The organism is Prauserella muralis, assembly GCF_003202285.1.
GTDB lineage: Bacteria > Actinomycetota > Actinomycetes > Mycobacteriales > Pseudonocardiaceae > Prauserella_B > Prauserella_B muralis.
Genome location: NZ_MASW01000002.1, coordinates 1,405,217 through 1,430,428 on the forward strand (window position 1 = coordinate 1,405,217; position 25,212 = coordinate 1,430,428).

A 25,212-nucleotide genomic window follows, 5' to 3' on the forward strand; every position below is an offset into this window, starting at 1 on the left:
GTGCCGGATCGCCGAACAGACAACGCAGGAGGACAAGACCGATGACAGCGACCCAGGAACGACCCGGAAGCCAGGAACAGCCTCAGCGCAGCGTACCGAAGCCGGTGTTCACCGATGCCGAGGCCGGTGCGCGGGAGTTTCCCGACTCGACACTGCGCCGGTTCAACTACTACGTGCCGCGCAAGCGCAAGCAGAGCCACTACGAGGACGTGACGGTGGAGGTGCAGCCCGACCCCCGGCACTACCTGTCGCAGGGCTGGCTGTACGGCTTCGCCGACGGCACGGGCGGATACCCGCTCGACTGGACCGTGCTCAAGGCGTGGGGCTCCGACCGGCCGGTGCCGGAACGGTTCCCCGGCTCGGGCGGCCAGGGCTACGAATGGCCCGCCCACGGCTGGCACGAGTTCCGTGACCCGAACGAGGAGTGGGAACAGAGCATCTACCGCAACAACTCCAACGTCGTGCGGCAGCTGTCCCAGAACATCGACGCGGCCCGCCAGTCGAAGGCCTTCGAGCAGTGGAACCCCAACTGGGTGCAGTTCGTGGCCCAGCACGTCGGCGCGTGGATGCACGTCGACCACGGGCTCGGGCTCTACCTGTTCGCCAACGCCAACCGCAGGGCGCCGACGAACATGCACAACACCGCGATCTCGGTGAACAGCATGCACCGCATCCGCTCGGCACAGGACCTGGCGCTGTACAACCTGACGCTGTCCGAGGAGATCCCGGGCTTCGACGGCACCGCGCACAACGAGACCTGGTCGGCCGACCCGGCTTGGCAGGGGGTGCGCGAGACCGCCGAGCAGCTGACCGCGATCTGGGACTGGGCCGAGGCCGTCTTCGCCGCCAACGTGGTGTTCGAGCCGCTCGTCGGCGAGTTGTTCCGGAGCAACCTCGTGCAGCAGGCCGCACCGGGCAACGGCGACTTCGTCACCCCGACGCTCATCGGAGCCGAGGAGTACGACTACGCCGAGCGCGACCTGCGCTACACCAAGGCGCTGTTCGAGCCCCTGGTGCGCGACAAGGAGTTCGCCACCCACAACACCGAGATCATGGACTCGTGGCTGGCCACGTGGGTGCCGCGCTGCCTCGCCGCCGCACGCACCCTGCAGCCGCTGTGGTCGCAGCCGGACGCCAAGCCGCCGCGGTTCGAGGACGGGCTCGACCGGGCGAAGAGCCGGTTCCGGGGAATCCTGGCCGACCTCGGCCTGCGCACACCGAAGGAGCTGAACCAGTGACGACCACGCAGACGGCCGCGAGCCGCTTCGCAGCGAACAGCACCGCCTCCAACATGTGCGGCTTCACGCTCATGAACAGCCAGGTCGGCGAGGTGATCGCCGAGGTCATGCGCACCAAGGACAACGTCACGGTGACCCCGCTGCCCTCGATGATCCGCGTCGACGCCCGCAGCAGGGTCGACGTCGTCTACTCCGAGATCGACGAGGCCGCGGGGGAGGAGGACGGCTGGTTCGACCAGGCGGAGTTCGAGGAGAGCATGTCCACGCACTACGGCCGCATGATCCACCTCGACGACCGCACGATCCTGTTCGCCAACCCGGAGGACGCGGCCGAGTACCTCGACTTCGACCTGCGGCCCGTCGACTGACCCACCGAGCGCCGCCTCCACCCGGAGGCCGAGGGTCCGCCGGGCCGGGCGCGGAGCACCCGCGCGCGGTCCGGCGGGCCGATCCCGACACCGCGACATCAGCAAGGGAGCTGACACCATGTACACCAAGGACGGCCAGCAGTACTTCGTCGTCGACAGCCACGTCCACTTCTGGGACGGCAGCCCGGCCAACCAGGCCAACCGCTACGGCAAGGGCTTCATCGAGTGCTTCTACGACTACCACCGCAACCTCAGCCCCGAGGGATGGGTGTGGCCGCTGGAGAAGTTCGAGAAGTACTCCGAGCAGACCCTGATGCAGGACCTGTTCGCCGACGGCTACGTCGACAAGGCCATCTTCCAGCCCACCTACCTCACCGACTTCTACGTCAACGGCTTCAACACCACCGAGCAGGACGGCGCGCTCGCCGAGCGGCATCCCGACAGGTTCATCGTCAACGGTGCGTGGGATCCCCGCGACGGCGAGACCGGGCTGCGCGAGCTGGAGCTGCTGGCCGAGCGCTGGAAGCTGCGTGGCGTCAAGCTCTACACGGCCGAGTGGAAGGGCTCCTCGAAGGGGTGGAAGCTCACCGACCCGTGGTCGTACCGCTACCTCGAGAAGTGCGAGGAGCTCGGCATCACCAACATCCACGTCCACAAGGGACCGACGATCTACCCGTTGAACCGCGACTCGTTCGACGTGGCCGACGTGGACGACGTGGCGACCGCCTTCCCGGGACTGAACTTCATCATCGAGCACGTCGGCCTGCCCCGGCTGGAGGACTTCTGCTGGATCGCCACCCAGGAGCCGAACGTCTACGGCGGGCTCGCCGTCGTGATGCCCTTCATCCACTCCCGGCCGCGCTACTTCGCGCAGGTGCTCGGCGAGCTGCTGTACTGGCTCGACGAGAACCGCATCACCTTCGCCAGCGACTACGCCATCTGGCATCCGAAGTGGCTGGTCGAGAAGTTCGTCGACTTCCAGATCCCCGAGGACATGCAGGCCGAGTACGGCCGGCTCACGCCCGACATCAAGCGCAAGATCCTCGGGCTCAACGCGGCGAAGCTGTACGACATCGAGGTGCCCGCCGAGGTGCGGGCCGCCGAGGAGCCGGCCGAGAGCGGAGAGGCCGTCGGTTCCGCGCCCGTGGTGCCGGCATGACGGCCGCACCGGCGCTGGCCGAGCAGGCGTGGCAGGCGCTGTCCGGGGTGCGGGACCCCGAGCTCGACGAGCCGATCACCGAACTGGGGTTCGTGGTCGCGGCCGCGGTCCGCGACGGCGGCGTCAGTGTCCGGCTCCGGCTGCCCACCTATTTCTGCGCGCCCAACTTCGCCTACCTGATGGTGGCCGACGCCTATGACGCCCTGGTCGCGCTCGGCGAGTTCGACTGGGTCGAGGTGCGGCTCACCGATCACTTCGCCGCCGAGGAGATCAACGCCGGGGTGGCCGCGGAGGCCGGGTTCGCGGGCGCCTTCGCCGGGCAGGCCGCGGGAGAGCTCGACGAGCTGAGGGACACGTTCCGCCGCAAGGCCCACCTGGCCTGCCTGGAACGCGCCTGCCGGACGCTGCTCGACAGCGGCTGGCAGATCGACGCGCTCGCGGGCACCACGCTCGGGGACCTCCCGGCGTCGGCCGAACGCGAGAGCCTGGTGCGGCGGCGCGCCGAGCTGGGTCTGCCCTCCGGGCCGGACGCGCCGCTGTTCGTCGAGGACGACGGCGAGCCGGTGCCCGCGGGCGCGCTGCCGAAGCGGCTGCGCTTCGCCAAGGCGGTGCGCGTGAGCATCGAGGGCAACTCGGCGTTCTGCCGGGGCCTGCTGCGCACGAGGTACCCGGAGGCGGGTGTCGAGGGTGCCGTCGGGTTCGCCGGGGCCGAAGGCGTCGAAGGGAAGGTGTCATGAAAGCGGTACGAGTGCACGCCTACCACAGCCGGCCCGTGGTGGAGGAGGTGCCCGAGCCCACGGTCACCGGGCCGTTCGACGTGGTGGTCAGGATCGGCGGTGCCGGTGTCTGCCGGACCGATCTGCACATCATCGAGGGGCAGTGGGCCGAGAAGTCGGGCGTCGCGCTGCCCTACACGATCGGCCACGAGAACGCGGGCTGGGTCCACGAGGTCGGTTCCGGCGTCACCAACGTCGCGCCGGGCGACACCGTCATCCTGCACCCGACGCCGACGTGCGGGCTGTGTCACGCCTGCCGCGCGGGCGACGACATGCACTGCGCGGACAACGCCTTCCCCGGCATCGACAGTGACGGCGGCATGGCGGAGTACCTGCTGACCTCGGCGCGCGCGTGCATCAAGCTCGATCCGGCCACCCGCCCCGAGGACGTCGCGGCGCTCGCGGACGCGGGGATCACCGCCTACCACGCCGTGCGCAAGGCGGTGCCGCTGCTGCCGCCCGGCACGACGTGCGTGGTCAACGGTGCGGGCGGTCTCGGGCACATCGGCATCCAGTCGTTGGCGGCGCTCACCGCCACGCGGATCGTGGTCGTCGACCGCAACCCGGAGGCGCTGAAGCTCGCCGAGCAACTGGGCGCCGACGAGACCGTGGTCGCCGACGGCACCCACGTCGAGGCGGTGCTCGACCTGACCGGCGGCCACGGCGCCGAGGTCGTGCTCGACTTCGTGGCCGAGCAGGGCGCCCAGCAGGACGCGTTCGCGATGACCCGCAGGGCGGGGTCGCATTTCGTCATCGGCTACGGCAGCAACATCGACATCCCGACGATCGACATCATCTCCACCGAACGCAACGTCGTGGGCAACCTCGTGGGCACCTACAACGATCTCGCCGAGCTGATGGTGCTGGCGCAGGCGGGCAAGGTCACGCTGCACACCCGGCAGTACCCGCTGGACGCCGCGCTCGACGCACTGGCCGATCTGGACGCGGGCCGCGTGCGCGGCCGGGCGATCCTCGTGCCCTGACGCCCGTATCCGCACGCAGAGAAGGAGCGAAAACCATGGCCAAGGATCTCCGCTTTGGCTCGGACGCCCGCGACTTGCTCCGGACGGGCGTGGACAAGCTCGCCGAGGCCGTCAAGTCGACACTGGGGCCGAAGGGCCGCAACGTCATCATCGAGAAGATCACGGGTTCGCCCGAGGTCACCAACGACGGCGTGACCATCGCCCGCGACATCCATCTGCGCGACCAGTTCGAGAACATGGGTGCGCAGCTGGTGAAGGAAGCCGCCATCAAGACCAACGACGTGGTCGGCGACGGCACGACCACGGCCACGGTGCTGGCGCAGGCCATCATCCACGAGGGCATGGACGCCATCGCCAAGGGCGGCAACCCCGTGCTGGTCAAGCGCGGCATCGACCTGGCCGTCGGCAGGCTCGTCGAATACCTGCACACGGTGGCGCATCCGGTGTCCACGGAGGCGGACTTCGCCCGCGTCGCCACGATCTCGGCCAACAACGACGAGGCCGTCGGCGCCGTGATCGCCAAGGCGCTGCACACGGTCGGCGACGGTGGGATCGTCACGGTCGAGGAGTCGGCACAGATCGGCATGAGCGTCGACTTCGTCGAGGGCTTCGAGTTCGACAACGGCTACCTCTCGCCGTACCTGGTGACCAACCCGGGACGGCTGGAGGCCGTGCTCGACGACCCCTACATCCTGCTGTGCGCCGAGAAGGTGTCGAAGGTGCAGCAGCTGATGCCGGTGCTCGACCGGATCATGCGCGGCGGCGTGCGCCCGCTGGTGCTCATCGCCGAGAACGTCGAGGGCGCGGCGCTGTCCATGCTGGTGCACAACCACACCAACGGCACGTTCACCTCGGTCGCGGTGCGCGCACCCGGCTTCGGCGACCGCAGGCTGGCCAAGCTGGAGGACATCGCCGCGGTCGTCGGCGGCCAGGTGCTGTCGCGGCAGTCGGGTTTCACGATGGAGACCATGACGCTGGAGCAGCTGGGCCGCGCCCGGCAGGTCCGCGTCACCGAGAACACCACCACGATCGTCGACGGCGCCGGCTCGGCGGCGGCGATCGAGTTCCGTGTCGGCCAGCTGCGCGCGGAGCTGGAACGGGCCCAGCACGGCGTCGACGAGGACTCGCTCAACGAGCGGATCGGCGCGCTCACCGGCAGGGTGGCGGTGATCCGCGTGGGTGCCGCGACCCCGGCCGAGCTGAAGGAACTGCAGCACCGGGTGGAGGACGCGCTGTCGGCCACGCGGGCGGCGATGGCCGAGGGCATCGTCGCGGGAGGCGGTGCGGCGTTCCTGCACGCCGAGCGTGTGCTGGAGGGGCTGGAGCTCGACGGCGACTACGCGATCGGCGCCGACATCGTGCGCCGCGCGCTGGCCGAGCCCGCGGCGCTGATCGCGGGCAACGCGGGCTACCCGGCCGGCGACATCGTGGCCCGCACGCGCGAACTCGGTGTGGACGACGGCTTCGACGCGCTGCACGACCGCTACGGGAACATGATCGAGCTGGGCATCATCGACCCGCTGCGGGTGGCGCGCTCGGCGCTGCAGAACGGCGCCTCCGTGGCGGGCCTGCTGCTGACCACCAACTCGCTGATCGCCGAGGAGCAGACCCCGTGGGGTGGCAGCCCGGCGCTGATGACCGAGTTCGGTGAGCTCGACGAGGGCCTGCGGCAGCCGTCGCCCGATCCGAGCACGCCGCAGTCGCTGGGGATGGGCCCCTCCGTGGGGTGAGCGGCGGCGCCCCTTCGGTCCAGCCGGGGCCCGGCGGGTCCGGGCCCCGGCTGACCTGGTCGTGGGCCGGAGCGGGTCGCGGCGCGACGGCTCACGGCCAGGGCCCGTGCCTGCGGGACGTCAGCTGGCGCCGAACCTGCGCACCGCCTGGTAGTAGGTCCACGCGGCGGAGTTGCACGCCCAGCGGCCGGAACAGATCGTCTTCATGTCGCTGTGGAACCGGTCGTCGATGCGCTTGCGGTTGGTCTCGGTGAAGCGGCCCTGTCGCTTGTAGTTGCGGTAGCCGAAGTCGTGCCGGTGGCAGGCGCGGGTGAAGTCGTAGCCCAGCGGCTTGTCCGGCGACCACGAGCACGCGTCGGACGACCAGTCGAGCACGTCACCGTACGGGGCCGTGGCACGGGTGGTGGCGAACTGGGACAGGGTGATCTCGTAGAGGTACCGGTCGGTGACGGCCACGGCGTCGACCGCGGTGGCCGCGGGCGCTCCGGTGAACAGGGTGGCGGCCACGGCGGCGGTTCCGACGGCACCACGCAGTCGGCGACGCAGGGTTGTCGCGGTCATGACAGGGCTCCCTCGCTGATCGGGCCGGCAGGCAGGACGGCGATGATCAGCGTCGGGCGTGGCGGGTGGACGGCTCTACCGCCGTCGGGGCGAACAGTGGGTGAATTGCCGGCTACGGAGCGGGGTTGACCCGCGGTGGTCGGAGACTCACAGCTCCAGCAGCATGCGGGTGTTGCCGAGCGTGTTCGGCTTCACGAACGGCAGGTCGAGGAACTCGGCGACACCGGTGTCCGGCGAGCGCCGCATCTCCTCGTAGACCTCCTCCGGCACGGGGGTGCCCTTGATCTCCACGAACCCGTGCCGGGCGAAGAACTCGGTCTCGAAGGTCAGCACGAAGATGCGGGGCAGGCCCAGCTCACCCGCCAGCGACACCAGCCGGTCGACGAGCCGGTGCCCGATGCCCATGCCGCGCATCGACCGCTGCACCGCGACCGTGCGGATCTCGGCCAGGTCCTCCCACAGCACGTGCAGCGCTCCGCAGCCGACGACCTCGCCGTCGAGCTCGGCCACCCAGAACTCCTGCATGTCCTCGTAGAGCGTCACGAGGTTCTTCTCGAGCAGCACCCTGCCCGCGTCGGAGTCGACCAGCGTCTTGATCTTGCGAACGTCCGCGACGCGCGCGCGGCGGATGCGCGGTGACTCTCCCACCCCGCAAACGCTAGCGGGCGGCCTGCGCGGCACGGTCAGGGCCTGCTCGTTACCCTGGTCGGGTGTCTGCCCCCGAATCCCCAGAACCCTCGCACGGTCGCCGGGTCTCGCTGCTCACGCTGGGCTGCGCGCGCAACGAGGTCGACTCCGAGGAGCTCGCGGGCAGGCTGTCCGCGGGCGGCTGGGAGCTGACCGCCGAGCCCGAGGACAGCGACGTCGTCGTCGTCAACACGTGCGGCTTCGTCGAATCGGCGAAGAAGGACTCGGTGGACACGCTGCTCGCCGCGTCCGACACCGGCGCGAAGGTGGTGGCCGTCGGCTGCATGGCCGAGCGCTACGGCGCCGAGCTCGCCGAGCAGCTGCCCGAGGCCGACGCCGTGCTGGGCTTCGACCACTACCCGCACCTGGCGGAGCGCCTCGGCGACATCGCCGAGGGTCGCGCCGTCGCGTCGCACACGCCCGCCGACCGTCGCACACTGCTGCCCATCTCGCCGGTGGAACGCCCGGCCGCGGCCGAGCAGGTCGCCGTCCCCGGCCACGCCGGGTGGGGTCCGCGTGTGTTGCGCGAGCGGCTCGACGACGCACCCGTCGCCGCGCTCAAGATCGCTTCCGGCTGCGACCGCCGGTGCTCGTTCTGCGCCATCCCGTCCTTCCGCGGCTCGTTCGTCTCCCGCCACCCCGACGAGATCGTCGCCGAGGCGCAGTGGCTGGCCACCCAGGGCGCGCGCGAGCTGTTCCTGGTGAGCGAGAACTCCACCTCCTACGGCAAGGACCTCGGCAGGGAGCTGGGTGGCACCCGGGCGCTGGAGCTGCTGCTGCCCCGGCTGGCCGCCGTGGACGGCGTCGACCGTGTCCGCGTGTCGTACCTGCAGCCCGCCGAGACCCGGCCCGACCTGGTGCGCGTCATCGCGACCACTCCCGGCGTCGCCGACTACTTCGACCTGTCCTTCCAGCACTCCAGCGAGTCCGTGCTGCGCCGCATGCGCCGGTTCGGTTCCACCGACTCGTTCCTCGCGCTGATCGACCAGATCCGCACCTACGCGCCCGAGGCGGGCATCCGCACCAACGTCATCGTCGGTTTCCCCGGCGAGACCGAGGACGACGTGGCCGAGCTGGAGCGCTTCCTCACCGCGGCCCGCCTCGACGCGGTGGGCGTGTTCGGCTACTCCGACGAGGACGGCACCGAGGCCGAGAGCTTCGACGGCAAGCTCGACGAGGACACGATCGCCGAACGGGTGGGCCGGATCTCCGCGCTGGTCGAGGAGCTGACCACCCAGCGGGCGGAGGACCGCGTCGGGCAGACCGTCGAGGTGCTCGTCGAGAACGTCGGCGACGAGGTGACCGGCCGCGCGGCGCACCAGGCGCCCGAGGTGGACGGCGAGTGCCTCGTGCTCGACGCGGGCACCGCCAAGGTCGGCGAGCTGCTGCGCTGCGAGGTGGTGGACAGCGCGGGCGTGGACCTCGTGGTGCGCCCGCTCGAGACGGCAGGCGGCCTGCCGGGCACGGCGCCGTGAGTGCCGAGGCAGGCGGGGCCGAGCGCGACGGCGACGGACAGGCCACGCCCGCGGTGGCCGCGGCGCCGATGCTCAACGTGGCGAACCTGCTCACGCTGTCGCGGCTGGTGCTGGTGCCGCTGTTCATCCTGGCGCTGTTCACCGCCGACGGCGCCGACCCGGCGTGGCGCTACGTCGCCACGGCGGTGTTCGCGGTCGCGGCGCTCACCGACCGGGTGGACGGCTGGGTGGCCCGCAAGTACGGCCTGATCACCGACTTCGGCAAGATCGCCGACCCGATCGCCGACAAGGCGCTGATCGGCGCCGCGCTGGTGGGGCTGAGCCTGCTCGGCGAGCTGCCGTGGTGGGTCACCATCGTCATCGCCGTGCGGGAGCTCGGCGTGACCCTGCTGCGGTTCTGGGTGATCCGCTACGGCGTCATCCCGGCCAGCCGGGGCGGCAAGGCCAAGACGCTGGCCCAGGTGGTGGCGATCGGGCTGTACCTGCTGCCGCTGCCGGACGCCGCCGAGCCGGTGCGCTGGGCGCTGATGGGCTTCGCGCTCCTGCTCACCGTCGCCACCGGGCTCGACTACGTCGTGCGCGCCGTGCGGCTGCGGGCGGCGGCGTGAGAGGCGTCGCCGAAGCGGTGCTGCGGGAGCTGATCCGCCGCGGCGAGACGGTGGCCACGGCCGAGTCGCTCACCGCGGGGCTGGTGTGCGCGACCCTGACCGAGGTGCCGGGGTCGAGCGCGGCGGTGCGGGGCGGGCTCGTCGTGTACGCCACGGACCTCAAGGCCAGCCTCGCCGGTGTCGACCCCGCGCTGCTCGCCGAGCACGGAGCGGTTCACCCGGAGGTGGCCGCCCAGCTCGCGGGCGGCGCACGCCGGCGTTGCGGCGCCGACTGGGGCATCGGGCTGACCGGGGTCGCCGGGCCCGATCCGCAGGACGGCGTCCCGCCGGGGACCGTGCACGTCGCCGTGGAGGGCCCGTCGGCGCGCACCGCGCGTACGCTGGAGTTGTCCGGTGACCGGGCGGCCGTCCGGGCGGCCTCGGCGACCGCGGCGCTGGACCTGCTCCGGGAACAACTGGGCTGATTCCGGCGTTCGCCCTTGGCGGACGCTCGTTTCAACACCTGCGTTCTGTCCCCCGGTCTCGGTAACGTGGTCGGCAGCTGAAGGGAGGCGCGTGATGACCGTGCTGTTGCGTGAGGCGATCGGTGATCGGCTCCGTCATGCCCGCACCACCAAGCGTCGGACGCTGCGCGACATCTCCCGCGCCGCCAAGGTCAGCCTCGGCTACCTTTCGGAGGTCGAGCGCGGGCAGAAGGAGGCGTCGAGCGAGCTGCTGGCCTCCATCTGCGACGCGCTGGACCTGCCGCTCGGCGAGCTGCTGCACAACGTGGCCGCGGACGTCTCCGCGCTCGACGAGGTCAAGACCGCGCCACACGTCGGCGAGCCCGCCGACAGGGCGGTCCCCGAGCGCGCGGAGGGCACCGCGGGCGCCGCCGGCGCCAAGGCCGCCAAGGCCGCCAAGGGCGAGTTCGAGGGCGGCCGCCTCGTCGCCGGTGTCGCCGGCAACGACCTCGCGGACCTGCGCATCTCGCCCAGCCTGCGGACCACGATCCGCGCGCCGAAGACCAAGGCCGTCCTCGCCGCCTGAGAGCCGCCTCCGGCAGGACCGCCGACGCTCTCAGGGGGATCCCTGAATTCCCCCGGGGTCGCCTGGAAGGACGGCTGCTGACCTGACACGATGGAACCCAACACCGGGGGTCGCGCGTTGCCAGGACAGCGGGGAACGGTGACATCGCCGGATCGACAGGCCCGTGGGACGTGAGAAGGCAGGCGGAGGAGATGGCCAACCCTTTCGTGAAGTTCTGGAAGTACCTGATGGCGGCGTTCTCGTCGAAGGTGGACGAATACGCCGACCCGAAGGTGCAGATCCAGCAGGCCATCGAGGAGGCGCAGCGTAACCACCAGGCGCTCTCCCAGCAGGCGGCGTCGGTGATCGGCAACCAGCGCCAGCTGGAGATGAAGCTCAACCGCCAGCTCGGCGAGGTGGAGAAGCTGCAGGCCTCCACGCGGCAGGCGCTCGTGCTCGCCGACGAGGCCCGGTCCAAGGGCGACGAGCAGAAGGCCCAGGAGTTCGAGACGGCCGCCGAGGGCTTCGCGGCGCAGCTGGTCACGGCCGAGCAGAGCATCGAGGACCTCAAGACCCTGCACGACCAGGCCCTGCAGGCCGCCGGGCAGGCCAAGCAGGCGGTCGAGCGCAACGCCAGCATGCTGCAGCAGAAGCTGGCCGAGCGCACCAAGCTGCTCTCGCAGCTGGAGCAGGCCAAGATGCAGGAGCAGGTGTCGGCCTCGCTCACGCAGATGACCGAGCTGGCCGCCCCCGGCAACACGCCGTCGCTCGACGAGATCCGCGACAAGATCGAGAAGCGCTACACCACCGCGCTGGGCTCGGCCGAGCTCGCGCAGAACTCGGTGCAGGGCCGCATGCTGGAGGTGCAGCACTCGACCACGCAGCTGGCCGGGCACAGCCGCCTCGAGCAGATCCGCGCCTCCATGAAGGGCGAGTCGGTCGCCCAGGTCACCGACGGTTCCTCGTCGTCGGCCGAGGGCGCGGCGTCCTCGGGGTCGGCGGCGTCCTCGTCGTCCGGTGCCGACGTCCAGCGCGAGATCCAGGCGCGGGTCGAGGCCGAGCGTCAGAAGAACCAGGCCTGAGCGGGCGATCATGACCACGTCGGGCAAGCGCGACTTCGGCGAGTTCAGCGCGAAGCTGGAAAAGCATCTGCAGCGGTTGCCCGACTACGCCCAGCGTGCCCAGGAGAAGCTGCAGAAGTACGTTCCGCCGCCCGGTCAGCAGCAGGCCGGGCGGCCGGACGCGACGGGGGAGCAGCGCCAGGCGGGAAGGCCCGACGGCAACGGCGACGGCGGGCAGCGGCCGCGCCAGTTCCGCCCGCCCGTCCCGGTCGACCTGTCTGTCGTGTCGGACGTCCGCGACAAGCTCGCCCGGTGGAACGAGCCCGCCGCGAGGCTGGAGCGGCGCAAGCGCCGTGCCTCCCGCTTCGTGACCCTGCTGGTGATCCTGACCCTGCTGAGCGGGCTGTGGGCACTCGGAGGGTACTTCGGCGTCACCAGTGCCCAGGAGGGCTTCGAGGGCGCGTTCGGCGGCCTCGTGGCCGTCGTGGTCTTCGGGGTGCTCGGCACCCGCACGATGCTGCACCTGCGCCGGCTCAACCGCACCGAGGTGCCGAAGGCCGCCGCCGCGCCGCCCAAGCTGCCGCCGAAGGGCTCGGCCGCGCGCGAGCCGATGGAACGCCTCGCCGAGGGTGAGGCCTCACTCCGTGAACTGCTGACCCAGCTGTCCACCCCGTCGCCCGGTGCTCCGGCCTCGGTGCCGGAGATGTCGGTCGCGGACGCGCGGGCCACCGCCACCGAGGCCGCCGACGCGCTGCGCGCACTGGCGGCCCGGGTGCAGTCGATCGAACGGGCGCGCGCGTCAGCTCCCGAGGCCGAGCGTCCGGCTCTGGACTCGGCCATCCGCACCCTGCGCACCCAGCTCGACGACGGGCTCGACGGCTACGGCGCCCTCGTCGCCGCCGCGGGCCGGGCCGTCGCCGCCAGCAGCGGTGGCGTGCAGCCCGCCAAGGAGGCGCTGACCGACGCCACCGACCGCCTCGCCGGGCTCGCACTGGCCCTGCGCGAACTGTCCTGACCGCCGTGGGCGGCCGCCGCACGTCTCGGCTGCCGTCACGGATCGACATCGGGGAGTAACGCAACCGGCACCGTGCCGGTAACCGGCGTTTCTACTCTGGACACCACAGGGCCGGCGGGCCCGGGTTCGAGATCACCCGGACCGGGGTATCCGCCAGGTGCTGTCAGCGGCGGAAAGGACAGCGTGCCATGACCCCGTTTCTGTCCGAGGACGATCTCGCCTCGTTCCCGCCGGTCAGTGCCTACCAGCGTGCACTGGCCGCCTTCGACACCCTCGCCAGGGCCGAGCGGCCGCAGCCCTGGTTCGCCGTGCGCTCACGCGAGGACGTCCTCGTCGACGCCAAGGCCGTGGACGAGCGCGGCCGTACCGGCGACCGGCTGCCACTGGCCGGGGTGCTCGTGGCCGTGTTCGACGACGCCGTCGTCAGGCAGCGGCTCGAATCCGCGGGTGCCGTCGTGCTGGGCACGGCGTCGCGACACGCTGCGACGACCGGCTTCACGCTCGGCGCCGCCGACGCGGTGGTGTGCCGATCGCTGCCCGCCGAGTGTCACGGCGTGGTGGCCCTGCGCCCGACCAGGGGACTCGTGCCGAGTCCGGGGGACGGGCAGGCGGTGGTGCTCGCCCGCGACATCGACGTGGCCCAGCGGACGGCCGCGGCGATGACCGGTCCCGAGGACACCGACCCAGGCTGCCGGCCCTGGCCGGGCTCCGTGCGGTTCAGCGCGGGCGAGCATCCGCGCGTCGCCGTCCCCGCCGAAGCCGACCTGGCGGGGTTGCCGCCGTCCGCCCGCCATGCCTTCGGCGTCACCGCCGATGCCCTCCGCGCCGCGGGCGCCGCGGTCAGTCCGCTCGAGCTCTCCGCAGCGATCGGAGCGTGGACCGCCCGGCCCGCCACGGCTCTGCGTGGGCACGACGCGCTGCTGATGCCGCTGGCCGGCACGTCGCCCGCGTTCTGCGACCTGGTGGAGGCACTCGACGTGGCCGCCGTCGCCTTCGACGACGGCGCCCCCGCCGGTGCCGGTGTGCTGGCCCGTGCCTTCGACGACCAGGTGGCCCTCGACCTGGTGGCGCTGCTCACCGGGGCGCAGGCGGACACGCCGTACCCGTCGGGCGGAGTCGAGCTGGCCGTGACCGGCGCCTACCTGCGCGGGCAGCCACTCAACGAGGAGCTGACGCGGCTGGGCGCACGCTGCACCGGCTTCGCCGAGACCGCGCCCGCCTACCGCATGGTCGCGCTCCCTGGCGAGCCGCCGCAGGCCGGGCTCGTCCACGCGGGCCGCGACGGCGTGGCGCTGCTCACCGAACGCTGGCTGGTGTCGCCCGCCGGGCTGGGCCGCTTCCTCGCCGACCTGCCCGCACCGCTGTTGCTCGGCGGGATCGAGCTGGCCGACGGCGGCACCGTCACGGGGGTGCTCTGCGACCCGCGTGCGGCCCGGCAGGGCACCGACATCAGCGAGTACGGGTGTTGGCGGGCCTACCTCCGGCACCGGAGCACGTTCCGGCCTCAGCGGACGGCGTCATGACCGGGCGGCCAGTGCCCGGTTGATCCGGCGCACCAGGCCGGGCCCCTGCAGCGCGAACCCGGTGTAGAGCTGCACGAGGCTCGCCCCGGCGTCGAGCAACAGCTCCGCGTCGCGGGCGCACGTGATGCCGCCCACCCCGATCACCGGCAGCCGGTCGCCCGCCTCGGCCCGCACGAACCGCACCACGTCGCGGGCGCGGGCGGCCAGCGGGCGGCCGGACAGCCCGCCCGCCTCGGACGCCAGTGCCGCGTCCGCCGGGTCGAGTCCCTCGCGGCTCAGCGTGGTGTTGGTGGCGATGATCCCGGCGACCTCCTGCTCGATGCACACCTCCAGCAGTTCGCCGAGCGCCTCGTCGGGCAGGTCGGGGGCGACCTTCACCAGCAGCGGCGTCGGCGCGCGCCCGGCGTCGCCGGCGAGGGAGATCGAGGTGCCGCGCAGCTCGCCGAGCAGTTCCCGCAGCGCCGCCCTGTCCTGCAGCGTGCGCAGTCCGGGCGTGTTGGGGGAGCTGACGTTGACCGCGAAGTAGTCGGCGTAGGGGTACAGGGCCCGCAGGCTCGCCTGGTAGTCGCCGACCGCGTCCTCGATGGCCGTGACCTTCGACTTGCCGATGCTGATGCCGAGCGGCACCGGCGGCGTGCCGGTGGTGGCCAGCCGGTCGGCGAGCGCCGCGGCGCCCGCGTTGTTGAAGCCCATGCGGTTGATCACGGCGTCGCTGGCGGCGAGGGTGAACAGCCGCGGCTTGGGGTTGCCCGGCTGCGGATGCCAGGTGACCGTGCCGACCTCGACGAAACCGAAGCCCAGCGCGGGCCAGGCGCGCAGTGCGCGGCCGTCCTTGTCCATCCCGGCCGCGAGCCCCACCCGGCTGGGGAAGCGGATGCCGAAGACGGTGACCGGGTCGTCGGCCCGGTAGAGGCGGCGCAGCGCGGCCGTCGCCGCGGGCACGTCACCGATCCTGCCCAGGGCACGCACGGTGCGCTCGTGCACGGTTTCGGGGTCGTTGCTCGCCAGCCGGTACAGCGCCGGGCGGCCGATCCTGTCGAACAGCACGGCAACATCGTGCCGCACGCGTCACCGGCCGTCGCATGGGCCCGCTCGCCGTCGTGGCCGCCGCGACACCGGCGTCCGGACAGTAAGAAGCCCCCGACGCGACTCCCGAACGTCGTCAGCCGTTCGGGCCCGAGTCGGACCGGCACTCGGGAGCGTCAGGGGGCCGGTGACTGCCTGGTATTCACCGACAGACACACGTCACACGGTGGTCCGTGTGCTGTCCGTCAGCGGACAGCCACCTCACGAGTCCTATAGCTGTTCAACGTCGGACCACCTCCTTTCTCGTGTACCGCAACGCTAGGCCAGGACTCCGTTGCCCGGCAACAGGATTTCGCGTCACTCAGGCGACGCCCCCGAGCTGGGCCAGCAGGGCCTGTTTGCGGGTATCCTCCGCGAACGACGCGTGCACGGCGTTGCGAGCCAGCTGCGCGACCTCCGCGCGCCGCAGCCCGAGCGTCTCGGCCACCGCGAGGTACTCGCCGTTCAGCGTGGCGCCGAACATGGGCGGGTCGTCGGTGTTGAGGGTCACCGGCACGCCGTGGTCGAGCAGCCGCCGGATCGGGTGCGCGGCAAGGGATTCCACCTGCCGGGTGCGCACGTTGGACGTCGGGCACACCTCCAGTGCGATGCGGTGCTCGGCGAGGTGGGCCAGCAGCCGCGGATCGGCGGCGCTGCTCGTGCCGTGACCGATCCGCTCGGCGCCCAGGTCGTGCACCGCCGACCACACCGTGGCGGGCCCGCTCGTCTCGCCCGCGTGCGGCACGCTGTGCAGGCCGGCTTCCCTGGCGGCGGTGAAGAACGGTGCGAACTGCGCGCGGCCGACGCCGACCTCCGGCCCGCCCAGCCCGAGGCTCACCAGCCCCTCCGGCCGGTTGCGCAGCGCGAACACGAGCGTCTCGCGGCCCGCCACCGGCCCCTTCTCGCCGGGGATGTCGAAGCACCACGCCAGCTCCACGCCGTGCTCGGCCGCCGCCGCGGCGCGCCCGGAGGCCAGGCCCGCCAGCAGGTCGTCGCCGGGCAGGCCGTCGAGCAGATGGTTGTACGGCGTGACGGTGACCTCGGCGTAGCGGCAGTTCTGTGCCGCCAGGTCCCGGGCGAGGCCGACGACGAGTTCGTGGATGTCGGCGGCCGAGCGCAACAGCGCCTGCACCGCCCAGTACACGGTGAGGAAGTGGTCGAAGTCGCGGAAGGTGTAGAACCGCCGCAGCACGGCCGGATCGGCAGGCACCCCGGCGTCCGGGTGCCTGCGGGCGAGGCGGGTGACGGTCCGCATGCTCGCGGAGCCGACGAGGTGAACGTGAAGCTCCACTTTGGGCAGTGCGGCGACGAAGGCACGCAGGTTTTCGGGCATGGCAAGGCTCCCTGGCCACGATGAGGTGAGGTGGACGGTCGGGTGGCAGCGCGGTGTCAGGGAGCGAGGTCGCCGCGCTCGCGGTCACTGCCGTACAGCGGCAGCTTGAACAGGCCCACGGCAGCCGATCCTAGCGCAGCGGGGCCGGTCCGCGCTGGCATCGCGGGCAGAACCAGGTGGGCCTGCCCTGGGTGCCCGCGCCCTGCGTGGCCACCCGCACCCCGCTGCCGCACCGGAAGCAGCCCTGCCGCGTGCGCTCGTACACCCAGGTGCGCCTGCCGCGCGCCAGCTCGCCGGTGGTGCTCTGCGTGTGCCGCCAGGCGTTGGCGCGCAACAGCTTGCGCGCCAGCGCCACCGCCCGCGCGGGGTCCACCTCGGCGACCGGTGTCCACGGGGTCACGCCGAGCAGGAAGCACGTCTCGACCTTGTACAGGTTGCCGACGCCCGCCATGACGCGCTGGTCGAGCAGCGCGAGCCCGAGCTCGGTCTCGGGCCGGGACGCCAGCGCCCGCGCCGCGGCCTGCTCGTGCGCGTCCGTCCACTCCGGATCGAGCAGGTCCGGTCCGAGGTGGCCGACGAGACGCGACTCCTCTCCGGTGGGCAGCAGCACCAGGTCGTGTACCCGGAAGCCCACGACCTCCGTGGTGTCGCTCGCGAGCACCACCCGCGCGTGGTGTGCGGGCATGCTCCAGCGTGCGCCGCGGCGGAACACGCGCCACGAGCCGTCCATCTTGAGGTGGCTGTGCAGGCTCAGCTCGCCGGAGAACCGGGTGAACAGGTGCTTGCCCACGGTGCGCACGCCCAGCACCTCGTGGCCGGTGAGGTCGGCGGTGGCCAGTGCGGGGTGCCGGAAGTCGGTGTGCGTGAGCCGGTGGCCCGCCAGCGCTCGTTCGACGATCCTGCCGGTGAGGAAGACGGTGTCGCCCTCGGGCACGGCAGCTCAGCGCCTGTTCTCGACCACCGCGGGGAACTCCGAGGTGGTCTCCGTGTCGCCGGCGGCAGGCGGCTGGGCGTGGCCGCCCTGCCCGGCGCCGTCGGCCTCGCCCTGCGGGGCCTGCGGGGTTTCGGGTTCGTCGCCGTCCAGGCGGTGCCTGCCCGCGCGGCTCGACCGCAGGATCTTGGCCAGCACCATGTTGAAGGTCAGGGCGATCTCCTGCGCGCCCGGCGACTTCCACTCGTGGATGGGCGTGCACGCGCCCTGCGCCTGCTGGATCGCGAGGCGGTCGGGGATGGCCGTCGGCATGACGAGCCTGCCGAAGGACTCGCGCAGTTCCGCGATCCGGTACTGGTGCTCGTAGGAGCGGGCCCGCAGCCGGTTCACCAGCACCCCGGCGGGCCGCAGTCTCGGGTTGTGCTCGGCGCGCACGGCCTCGATGGCCTCCAGCGCCCGCTCGGCGCCCGCGACCGCGTACATCGTGGGTTCGGTGACCAACAGCGCGCTGTCGGCGGCCATGAGCGCCGAACGGGTGAGCCTGCCCAGCGACGGAGGGCAGTCCAGGATGGCCAGCTCGTACGGCTCGCCCCTCGGCGGTGAGGCACGCAGCTCGTCGAGCGCCCGGGCCAGGTTGTCCAGCCTGCGGCTCTGTGGGCCCGGCTCGTTGAGCAGTTCCAGCTCCTCCGCGCCGACGAGCACGTCGAGCTGGTCGCTCCAGGCGCTCGGGGCCAGGGCCTGGTTGATCACCGCGAGCCTCGGGGTCTCCAGCACGTCGGCGAGCGTCGCGTCGGTCAGCGGCGGGTCGAGGGTCGCGGTGGCGTTGCCCTGCGGGTCGAGGTCACCGATCAGTGCGCGGGCACCCCTACGCAGCGCAGCCGAGGCGATACCCAGCGCAACCGTCGTCTTGCCGACGCCTCCCTTGAGGCTCAGTACGGCCACCGTGTGCACGCCTGCGAGCGTAGCCGTGCCCGGTCACTGGGAGAACGCGCGAGGTGCCCAACTACGCTTGCCGTCCATGCGAACGGAGACTTCGGCCGGTCACGGGTCGGCGGCCGTGCGAAAGGTGCTCGAGTCCGAGCTGCGCGACGCGCGTGGCCGGGGCGCCGAGCAGCCGCGAGTGGTCGACGTCGGTGGCGGCAGCGGCGTGTGGGCGGTGCCGTTCGCCTCGGCGGGCTGCCTGGTGACCGTGGTCGAGCCCAACCCGAACGCGCTGGCGACGCTGGAGCGCAGGGCGGCCGAGGTCGGCGTGTCCGCGCGGATCACCGTCGTCGCCGACGACTCCGACGCGCTCGGCAGGCACGTCGCGGACGGCTCCGCGGATCTGGTGCTCGCGCACGGCCTGCTGGAGGTCGTGGACGACCCCGGCGCCGTGGTCACGGCGCTCGCGGCCGCCGTGGCGCCGGGCGGGGCGGTGTCGGTGCTCACCGCCAACCGGCACGCGGCGGTGCTGCACCGCGCGCTGGCGGGCAAGCTCGCCGAGGCCCGCAGCCTGCTCACCGAACCGGACGGCGTGCTCACCGGCGACGCCGAGACGCTGCTGCGCCGTTTCGACACCCCCCGGCTGGAGGCGCTGCTGCGTGGCGCCGGCCTGGACGTGGAGCTGGTCCAGGGCGACGGGGTGGTCTCGGACCTGGTGCACACCAGCGGCACCGAGCCGGTCAACGCGGTGTCGTCGTGGGAGCAGGACGTGGCGGACTTCGAGGCGGTCGCCTCCGCCACGCCGCCGCTGCGCGACATCGCCAGCAGGCTGCACGCAGTGGCGCGCCGCCCCGCGTGAGCGGGAACTGTCGGTAGTCGGGGATAACCTGGCGCCGATGGGACGGAACGCGGCCCTGCCGGACGGCTACGACCGGTTCAGGGCCACCGGGGACACCACGCCGGACGACACCGGCTGCGGCGTGCTGCACGTCGACATGGACGCCTTCTTCGCGGCCGTGGAGCTGCGCACCAGGCCGGAGCTTGCCGACCGACCCGTGGTGGTGGCCGGTGCGGGCCCGCGCTCGGTGGTGCTCTCCGCCAACTACCCGGCCCGCCGCTACGGCGTGCGCTCGGCGATGCCGGTGGGCGCGGCCCGGCGGCTGTGCCCGCAGGCGGTGTACCTGCCGCCCACCCGTGGCCTCTACAGCGAGGTGTCACGGGGTGTGCTGGCGATCTTCCGGGAGCTGACGCCCCTGGTGGAGCCGCTGAGCCTGGACGAGGCGTTCCTGGACGTGAGCGGGGCGCTGCGCAGGCTGGGCACCACCCCGGCCGGCGTCGGGGCGCTCATCCGGCGGCGGGTGGCCGCCGAGCACGGCATCACCTGCTCGGTGGGGGTGGCCTCGGTGAAGTTCGTGGCCAAGCTGGCGTCGGGCATGGCCAAACCGGACGGCATGCTGGTGGTGCCCGCCGCGCGGACGCTCGAGTTCCTGCACCCCCTGCCGGTGTCGGCGCTGTGGGGTGTGGGCCGCAAGACCGAGGAGAACCTGCGCAGGCACGGCCTCGACACCATCGCCGACGTGGCCCGCACCCCGCTGGAGCGGCTGCGTCGCGCACTGGGCACCGCGCTCGGCGAGCACCTGCACGCGCTCGCCCACGGCCGCGACGAGCGGCCCGTGGTGCCCGACAGCGAGGAGAAGTCGCTCGGCGCCGAGCGCACGTTCGACGTCGACCAGCACGACCGCGCCTTCCTCAACCGGGAACTGCTGCGCCTGTCCGAACGGGTGGCGGCCTCGCTGCGGGCGAAGGGCCTGCGCGGGCGCACCGTGTCGATCAAGGTGCGGTTCGCGGACTTCCGGACCATCACGCGCGCCAGGACACTGTTCGCCGCCACCGACGTCGCCAGGGACATCCACGGCACCGCCGTCGCGCTGCTCGACGAGGCTGCGCCCACCGCCGCGGTGCGGCTGATCGGCGTCCGCGTCGAGGGATTGTCCGGCGAGGACGAGGGCGAGCAGCTGAGTTTCGACGCCCCGGCGGGGTCCGGTGGCGCGCCCCGGTGGCGGGAGGCGGAAGTCGCCGCCGACGTCGCCCGGTCGAAGTTCGGCGCCGCCGCTGTGCGTCCTGCGTCACTGTTGTCACCCGATGAGGGGTGACGACTCCGGCGAAATCCCAGTTCGGCGCTCATATCGGGGCGTTTCGTGCAAATCTCTGCGTGCTTGATGCGAGATCGGGTAGTCGTCGGCGCGCGGTGCTCGTATCCTGGTGGTGACGCCCCGAACGGGGGGTCGTTGGGTCCACGACGATGCGCGGTCCGACACCCGCCAGTGGGGTCGGAGACAACGCTGTGCCGGAGGAGGAAAGATGCCACTCTCCGAGCATGAGCAGCGGCTGCTCGACCAGATCGAGCGCGAGCTCTATGCCGAGGACCCCAAGTTCGCATCGCAGGTACGTGGCGCCAGGATGCGCCGCCCGACGCGCCGCAGGCGCATCCAGGGCATAGCCCTGTTCGTGGTGGGCATCGCGTTGCTGGTGCTCGGCGTCGTGGTGCCGTTCCGGGTTGCCGAGATCCCGCTCGTGAGCGTGCTCGGGTTCCTGGTGATGTTCTTCGGGGTCCTGCTCGCCGTCACTGCCATGCGAACCCGTGGGGAGCCGAGCGAGACGGAAGCCAAGAGCGCGGGCGGCGGCGGAGCAGGAAAGCCGGCGCGCCGCAGCTCCTTCGCGCAGCGCATGGAAGAGCGTTTCCGACAGCGTTTCGACGACCGCTAGCCCCTCCGGCAACCACAGCGATCACGAAGCAGGGCGCCACGGCGCCCTGCTTCGTCGTGCGTGCCCGCCACCCGCCCCGCGAGTTCTGCACCCAGGCCCGCGAGTCCTGCACCCAGGCCCGCGAGTTCTGCGTTCGGGCCCGCGAGTTCTGCGCTGGTAACCGAGCGGAACGCCGCGGATCGAACGGTGCCGCAGGGGAAGCTTTCCGCGGAGGGGCTCAGGTGGCGGGGGTGCGGCGGCGGAACAGGGAGCGGGGGAGCAGCCTGCCGCGCCAGGACAGCGGCGCGCTGCGCCGCAGGGCGCCGCGGAGCCCGGTGAAGGCGCGCGCGAACTCGGCGTCCGGGCCACCGGCCGGGCTGTACCACGAGCGCTCCACGACGGTGACCACCGTGCGCAGGTCGTTCTTGCCGCGTTCGTCCAGGTGATGGCGCTGCGCCACCTTCTGCGCGGCCAGCCGCACCGTGTCGCTGCGCGGGATGGTGATCCCGCGGTCGGCGCACTCGTCGAGCAACTCGTCCCAGGCCGCGTTGGCGGCCGCAGGCTCGCGGGCGGCGATCACGCGCAGCCTGCGCCGGCGCACCAGCTCCCGCACGGCGGCGGGACCCAGGCCGACCGCCGCGGTCACCAGCAGCGCCAGTGCCACGGTCCAGTGCAGCTGCCAGGCCAGCAGCAGCAGCGCGAGCGCCAGCAGCCCGCCGCCCAGCGGCCGGACCCAGCGGGGCACCGGCGGGACGGTGGACCGGTGCCTGCCGGTGATCACCCGCCTGCCGAGCACGGCCGCCGCCGCCAGCAACGCCACACCCAGCAGCGCCGTCACCAGCGCGCTCCACCCCGCCCAGGACGGCGCCGCGTAGATCGGCCGCTGCGGCTGCGCGGTGTTGCCCTGCGTGGGTTCCTCCGGCAGCGCGGCGGCGGACGACGACTCGCTCGACGAGGCGGTCGGCACCTCGTCGTCGGCGCCGGAGGACGGGTCGCCGGACACGTCGTCCGGCTGCAGGTACGGCGGGATGTAGCCGCGCCCGTCGGACAACGGGGTCGGGTCGAAGCTCACCCAGCCCTGATCGCCGAAGTACACCTCGACCCACGCGTGCGCGTCCTGCGAGGTGATGCTGCGGTAGGCGCCGGTCGGATAACCGGTGGTGAAGCCGACCGCGACCCGTGAGGGGATGCCGATCGACCGCAGCATCACGGCCATCGCCGAGGCGTACTGCTCGCAGAAGCCGCGTTTGCCGTTGAGGAGGAAGTCCGCGAGCGCGTCCGGGTCGTTGGCGGGCGCCGTCTCGGTGTCGTACTCGAAGCCGTTGGCGGGGCTGAAGTACTGCCAGATGGCCTCGGCGCGGTCGAAGTTGTTGGTCGCGTTCGCGGTGAGCCGCTGCGCGAGCTGGTGCACCCGCGGATCGACGTCGTCCACGGTGGTGTAGACCGGCGGCAGCTGCTCGGTCTGCGGGTCGGCGATGCGCAGCTCCGCCTTCGTCGGCTCCCGCAGCGACGCGATCTCGAAGTAGGGCGCAGGGCGCTGCCTGCGTTCACGGAACACCGTGCCGCTGGTGCGGTCGTAGAACCAGCCCTCGGACACGTTGCGCAGCCCGCGCGGCGCGCCGTACACCGGCAGCCACAGGTCGTACCAGTTGACCGGCTCGATGCGGATCTCCCGGCTCTCGCCGTAGCCGTCGTCGCCGGGCGCCGCGGGCAGCGGCCCGTTGGCGGGCACGCCCGCGGGCATCGGACCCTCGGGCAGGCCCCAGCCCTCGTTCGGCCGGTAGGTGTCGAGCGTGAACGCCCGCAGCAGGCGCCGGTCGTCGCCGAGCCCGCGGACCCGGAACAGCTCGACGTTGGAGCCCTGGTCGAGCATGCCACGCAGCGACGTGAACGGGTTCACGCCCAGTCCGCCCGGCACGCGGGAGCCGCCGGGCGTGGAGCCGGGCAGGCTGCCCTCGGTGCCGATCGCGGTCACCGTGGAGCCTGCCACCAGGCCCACCACCAGCGACAGGGCGACCACCGTCACCGGGGCGGACGCCGAGCCGGGGGAGGCGCCGAGCCCCGGCGAGCTGCGGTTGCGCCAGCGGCGGTGCCGGTGACTGCCGTCCACGGCGAGCAGCCCCGCGAACGCGGCGGCGCCCACCGCGAACGTCCACCACGGCAGCAGCTCGCCCGCCAGCGCCGAGGGCACCGCGTAGACGCACAGCAGGATCAGCCCGGTCGCGGCGGGCGCCGCCGCCGCCACGGCGAGCGTGTCGACCAGGATCGCCACGAGCCCGATCGCGATCGTGACCAGGCACAGGATCGGCGTGCTGGGCTCCACCGGCGGCAGCCCGGTGCGGATCTCGTCGAACGCCGCCACCAGCACGTCGTTCAGCTCCGACAGCGCCGCCGGTCCCGGGATCACCGCGAGGATCCCGCTGCGTGTGAACACGCCGATCACGAGGAACAGCAGCACGAGCAGCTGGGCCATCCCGACCACCAGCGGGGGCACCCGCAGCGAGCGCAGGGCCAGCCCGGTGCAGCCGACGAGGACGGTGGCCACGATGAGGTAGGCCAGCCAGGACCAGCCCTGGATCACGCCGGTGAGCGAGGTCGCGGCGGCCACGGTGGCCAGCCCGGCGACCGCGGGCGTGAGCACGCCACCCGCGGCAGCGGGCGGCGGCGCCTGCGGAGGCTGCGGCGGGGCGGACGGGCGCGGTCGCGGCGGGGCGGGGGCGCTCACGCGGGTCCTCCGATCAGGGAGGCGCCCGGCGCGATCGTCCCGCACAGCTCGCCCCACACGTGCGTCATCGGGCTGCCCGGCGCCGCGATCACGACACCCCAGCCCGCCGCGCGCAGCAGTGTCGCCGACTCCTCGGTGGTCGACCCGCGGTGCTCGGCTCCGCCGTCGCCCGCCCACGCGGGCGCGTCGAGCAGGACCGCGAGGCTGCGGGTGCCGCGGGGCCGGTACTTGGTCAGCTCGTGCACCGACTCGGCGCTCACCGTGCCGAGCACGGCGATCAGCTCTTGGCCCTGCGCCGGGTCGAACCCGGTGGTGATGTCGCGCTCGTGCGCGGGCTGCAGCGCCGCGAGCGCGTCGAGCACGATGTTGTCGTGGCTGGGCCCGCCCCCGCCAGGGGTGTCGGCCAGCACCCTGCCGTGCTCGCTGACCAGGCGGACCCGGTGGCCCGCCCGGCCCAGATGCAAGCAGACACTGGCGGCGAACTCGACGGCCCACTCCAGGCTCGCCGTCGACCCGGTGCCGTGGTGGGCGGCGCCGCGGTGGTCGAGCAGGACGGTCGTGCCGCCCCGCCACGGGCGCTCCTCGACCCGGACCATGATCTCGTCGCGGTGGGCGGTGGAGCGCCAGTGCACCTTGCGCATGTCGTCGCCCTGCCGGTACTGGCGCACCACGACGTCGGTCTCGCCCTGCCCGGCGTGCAGGCGGATGCTGCCGTCGTCACCGGCACCGATGCCCGCGCCGATCGGCAGCCCCCACAGCCTCGTCACCCTGGGCACCACCACCAGCCGCGAGTGGCCGATGAGCTCCTGCTCGAACTCGCACAGGCCGAACGGATCGGTGATCGTCGCGCGCAGCGGGCCGACCTGCTGGATGCCGCGCAGGCTCGGCTGCACCGGGTAGCGCAGGGCGACGCTGCGGTGGTGCGGCAGCCGCTCCACGACGAACCGGGGCCGGGAGCCCAGCGTGTACGGGATGCCGTCCTCGAGCAGCACGTCACCGGCGGGCAGCCGGCCGCCGCGCCAGAGGTCCAGCTGCACCTCGCCGTGCCCGCCGACGGCGACCCGGTCGGGCAGCAGCGTGCGCGTGGCCCTGATCCGGACCCTCGACGCCGACGCCAGCAGCGCGACGAACAGCGGCAGCGCGATGACGAACACCGCAACGCGCAGCAGGTCGCGCTCGTTGAGCACGGCGGAGCAGACGGCCGCGGCGACACCGGCCGCGAGCAGGCAGCGCCCGCGTGTGGTCAGCCCGGACAGCGAACGCCACAGCGCCTGCCGCGAGCCCTGCCGCGCGGGCGGTT

The 25,212-nt window shown here is 72.6% G+C and carries 24 protein-coding genes; 16 read left to right on the forward strand and 8 right to left on the reverse strand.

Translation table 11 applies throughout. From position 1 onward, the window contains the following. The first annotated feature begins 41 nt into the window (after positions 1-41). The 6 genes from BAY60_RS17795 (at position 42) to groL (ending at position 6,254) form a co-directional block, all read left to right on the forward strand. Positions 42-1,238, forward strand: a complete 1,197-nt coding sequence (locus BAY60_RS17795; RefSeq protein ID WP_112282017.1) for a ferritin family protein — start codon at positions 42-44, stop codon at positions 1,236-1,238. After that, positions 1,235-1,606, forward strand: coding sequence for a propane 2-monooxygenase effector subunit MimD (gene mimD, locus BAY60_RS17800; protein ID WP_112282018.1), 372 nt, complete (start codon positions 1,235-1,237; stop codon positions 1,604-1,606). The genes BAY60_RS17795 and mimD overlap by 4 nt, the downstream gene beginning before the upstream one ends. Before the next feature lie 118 nt (positions 1,607-1,724). Further along, positions 1,725-2,765 carry an amidohydrolase family protein gene (locus BAY60_RS17805; RefSeq protein WP_112282019.1) on the forward strand — a complete coding sequence of 347 codons (1,041 nt, stop codon included), beginning with the start codon at positions 1,725-1,727 and terminating at the stop codon, positions 2,763-2,765. Beyond that, positions 2,762-3,502, forward strand: coding sequence for an iron-sulfur cluster assembly protein (locus BAY60_RS17810; RefSeq protein WP_112282020.1), 741 nt, complete (start codon positions 2,762-2,764; stop codon positions 3,500-3,502). Before BAY60_RS17805 ends, BAY60_RS17810 begins: the two co-directional genes overlap by 4 nt. Further along, entirely contained in the window at positions 3,499-4,524 is a 1,026-nt protein-coding gene (locus BAY60_RS17815) for an NAD(P)-dependent alcohol dehydrogenase (protein WP_112282021.1), read from the forward strand. Before BAY60_RS17810 ends, BAY60_RS17815 begins: the two co-directional genes overlap by 4 nt. Positions 4,525-4,559: 35 nt before the next feature. Further along, the gene (groL, locus tag BAY60_RS17820; RefSeq protein WP_112282022.1) at positions 4,560-6,254 is read left to right on the forward strand and encodes a chaperonin GroEL; all 1,695 of its coding nucleotides are present in this window, start codon (positions 4,560-4,562) and stop codon (positions 6,252-6,254) included. A 120-nt stretch (positions 6,255-6,374) separates the two neighbouring features. On the opposite strand, the gene BAY60_RS17825 is transcribed toward groL, so the two are convergent. Next, a complete protein-coding gene (locus BAY60_RS17825) occupies positions 6,375-6,815 on the reverse strand; it encodes a phospholipase (protein WP_112282023.1) in 441 nt (146 codons plus the stop codon). A gap of 147 nt (positions 6,816-6,962) precedes the next feature. After that, positions 6,963-7,463 carry an amino-acid N-acetyltransferase gene (locus tag BAY60_RS17830; RefSeq protein WP_112282024.1) on the reverse strand — a complete coding sequence of 167 codons (501 nt, stop codon included), beginning with the start codon at positions 7,461-7,463 and terminating at the stop codon, positions 6,963-6,965. A 62-nt stretch (positions 7,464-7,525) separates the two neighbouring features. Between BAY60_RS17830 and rimO the strand changes: the two genes are divergently transcribed. The 7 genes from rimO to BAY60_RS17865 all read left to right on the forward strand — a co-directional run bounded on the left by rimO (position 7,526) and on the right by BAY60_RS17865 (position 14,192). Next, positions 7,526-8,977 (forward strand): 30S ribosomal protein S12 methylthiotransferase RimO, encoded by a 1,452-nt coding sequence (rimO, locus tag BAY60_RS17835; RefSeq protein ID WP_112282025.1) that lies wholly within the window; start codon positions 7,526-7,528, stop codon positions 8,975-8,977. 53 nt (positions 8,978-9,030) lie between these two features. Next, complete coding sequence (gene pgsA, locus BAY60_RS17840; RefSeq protein ID WP_425466476.1) at positions 9,031-9,585, forward strand: CDP-diacylglycerol--glycerol-3-phosphate 3-phosphatidyltransferase; 555 nt, start codon at positions 9,031-9,033, stop codon at positions 9,583-9,585. Continuing rightward, positions 9,582-10,049 (forward strand): CinA family protein, encoded by a 468-nt coding sequence (locus tag BAY60_RS17845; protein WP_245992592.1) that lies wholly within the window; start codon positions 9,582-9,584, stop codon positions 10,047-10,049. Before pgsA ends, BAY60_RS17845 begins: the two co-directional genes overlap by 4 nt. Positions 10,050-10,143: 94 nt before the next feature. After that, positions 10,144-10,614: a helix-turn-helix domain-containing protein gene (locus BAY60_RS17850; RefSeq protein WP_112282026.1), complete on the forward strand. Its 471-nt coding sequence runs from the start codon at positions 10,144-10,146 to the stop codon at positions 10,612-10,614. Positions 10,615-10,805: 191 nt separating this feature from the next. Further along, complete coding sequence (locus BAY60_RS17855; RefSeq protein ID WP_112282027.1) at positions 10,806-11,675, forward strand: PspA/IM30 family protein; 870 nt, start codon at positions 10,806-10,808, stop codon at positions 11,673-11,675. Between the two features lie 10 nt (positions 11,676-11,685). Next, the gene (pspM, locus tag BAY60_RS17860) at positions 11,686-12,669 is read left to right on the forward strand and encodes a phage shock envelope stress response protein PspM (protein WP_112282028.1); all 984 of its coding nucleotides are present in this window, start codon (positions 11,686-11,688) and stop codon (positions 12,667-12,669) included. 188 nt (positions 12,670-12,857) lie between these two features. Continuing rightward, complete coding sequence (locus BAY60_RS17865) at positions 12,858-14,192, forward strand: allophanate hydrolase-related protein (protein WP_112282029.1); 1,335 nt, start codon at positions 12,858-12,860, stop codon at positions 14,190-14,192. On the opposite strand, the gene BAY60_RS17870 is transcribed toward BAY60_RS17865, so the two are convergent. From BAY60_RS17870 to BAY60_RS17885, 4 genes are all read right to left on the reverse strand, one after another. After that, entirely contained in the window at positions 14,187-15,239 is a 1,053-nt protein-coding gene (locus tag BAY60_RS17870) for a quinone-dependent dihydroorotate dehydrogenase (RefSeq protein WP_112282030.1), read from the reverse strand. The genes BAY60_RS17865 and BAY60_RS17870 overlap by 6 nt on opposite strands. 340 nt (positions 15,240-15,579) lie before the next feature. Then, positions 15,580-16,590, reverse strand: a complete 1,011-nt coding sequence (gene add / locus BAY60_RS17875; RefSeq protein WP_112282031.1) for an adenosine deaminase — start codon at positions 16,588-16,590, stop codon at positions 15,580-15,582. Positions 16,591-16,720: 130 nt separating this feature from the next. Continuing rightward, a complete protein-coding gene (locus tag BAY60_RS17880) occupies positions 16,721-17,524 on the reverse strand; it encodes a DNA-formamidopyrimidine glycosylase family protein (RefSeq protein WP_112282032.1) in 804 nt (267 codons plus the stop codon). Between the two features lie 6 nt (positions 17,525-17,530). Beyond that, entirely contained in the window at positions 17,531-18,472 is a 942-nt protein-coding gene (locus BAY60_RS17885) for a ParA family protein (RefSeq protein WP_245992593.1), read from the reverse strand. 67 nt (positions 18,473-18,539) lie between these two features. Between BAY60_RS17885 and BAY60_RS17890 the strand changes: the two genes are divergently transcribed. The 3 genes from BAY60_RS17890 (at position 18,540) to BAY60_RS17900 (ending at position 21,208) form a co-directional block, all read left to right on the forward strand. Further along, entirely contained in the window at positions 18,540-19,301 is a 762-nt protein-coding gene (locus BAY60_RS17890; protein ID WP_112282033.1) for a methyltransferase domain-containing protein, read from the forward strand. 37 nt (positions 19,302-19,338) lie between these two features. Continuing rightward, positions 19,339-20,595 (forward strand): DNA polymerase IV, encoded by a 1,257-nt coding sequence (gene dinB / locus BAY60_RS17895; RefSeq protein ID WP_112282034.1) that lies wholly within the window; start codon positions 19,339-19,341, stop codon positions 20,593-20,595. A gap of 208 nt (positions 20,596-20,803) precedes the next feature. Continuing rightward, the gene (locus tag BAY60_RS17900) at positions 20,804-21,208 is read left to right on the forward strand and encodes a DUF3040 domain-containing protein (RefSeq protein WP_112282035.1); all 405 of its coding nucleotides are present in this window, start codon (positions 20,804-20,806) and stop codon (positions 21,206-21,208) included. A 217-nt stretch (positions 21,209-21,425) separates the two neighbouring features. On the opposite strand, the gene BAY60_RS17905 is transcribed toward BAY60_RS17900, so the two are convergent. Beyond that, entirely contained in the window at positions 21,426-23,912 is a 2,487-nt protein-coding gene (locus tag BAY60_RS17905) for a transglutaminase TgpA family protein (protein WP_112282036.1), read from the reverse strand. Then, positions 23,909-25,180 carry a DUF58 domain-containing protein gene (locus tag BAY60_RS17910; protein WP_112282463.1) on the reverse strand — a complete coding sequence of 424 codons (1,272 nt, stop codon included), beginning with the start codon at positions 25,178-25,180 and terminating at the stop codon, positions 23,909-23,911. Before BAY60_RS17910 ends, BAY60_RS17905 begins: the two co-directional genes overlap by 4 nt. Positions 25,181-25,212 lie beyond the last annotated feature (32 nt).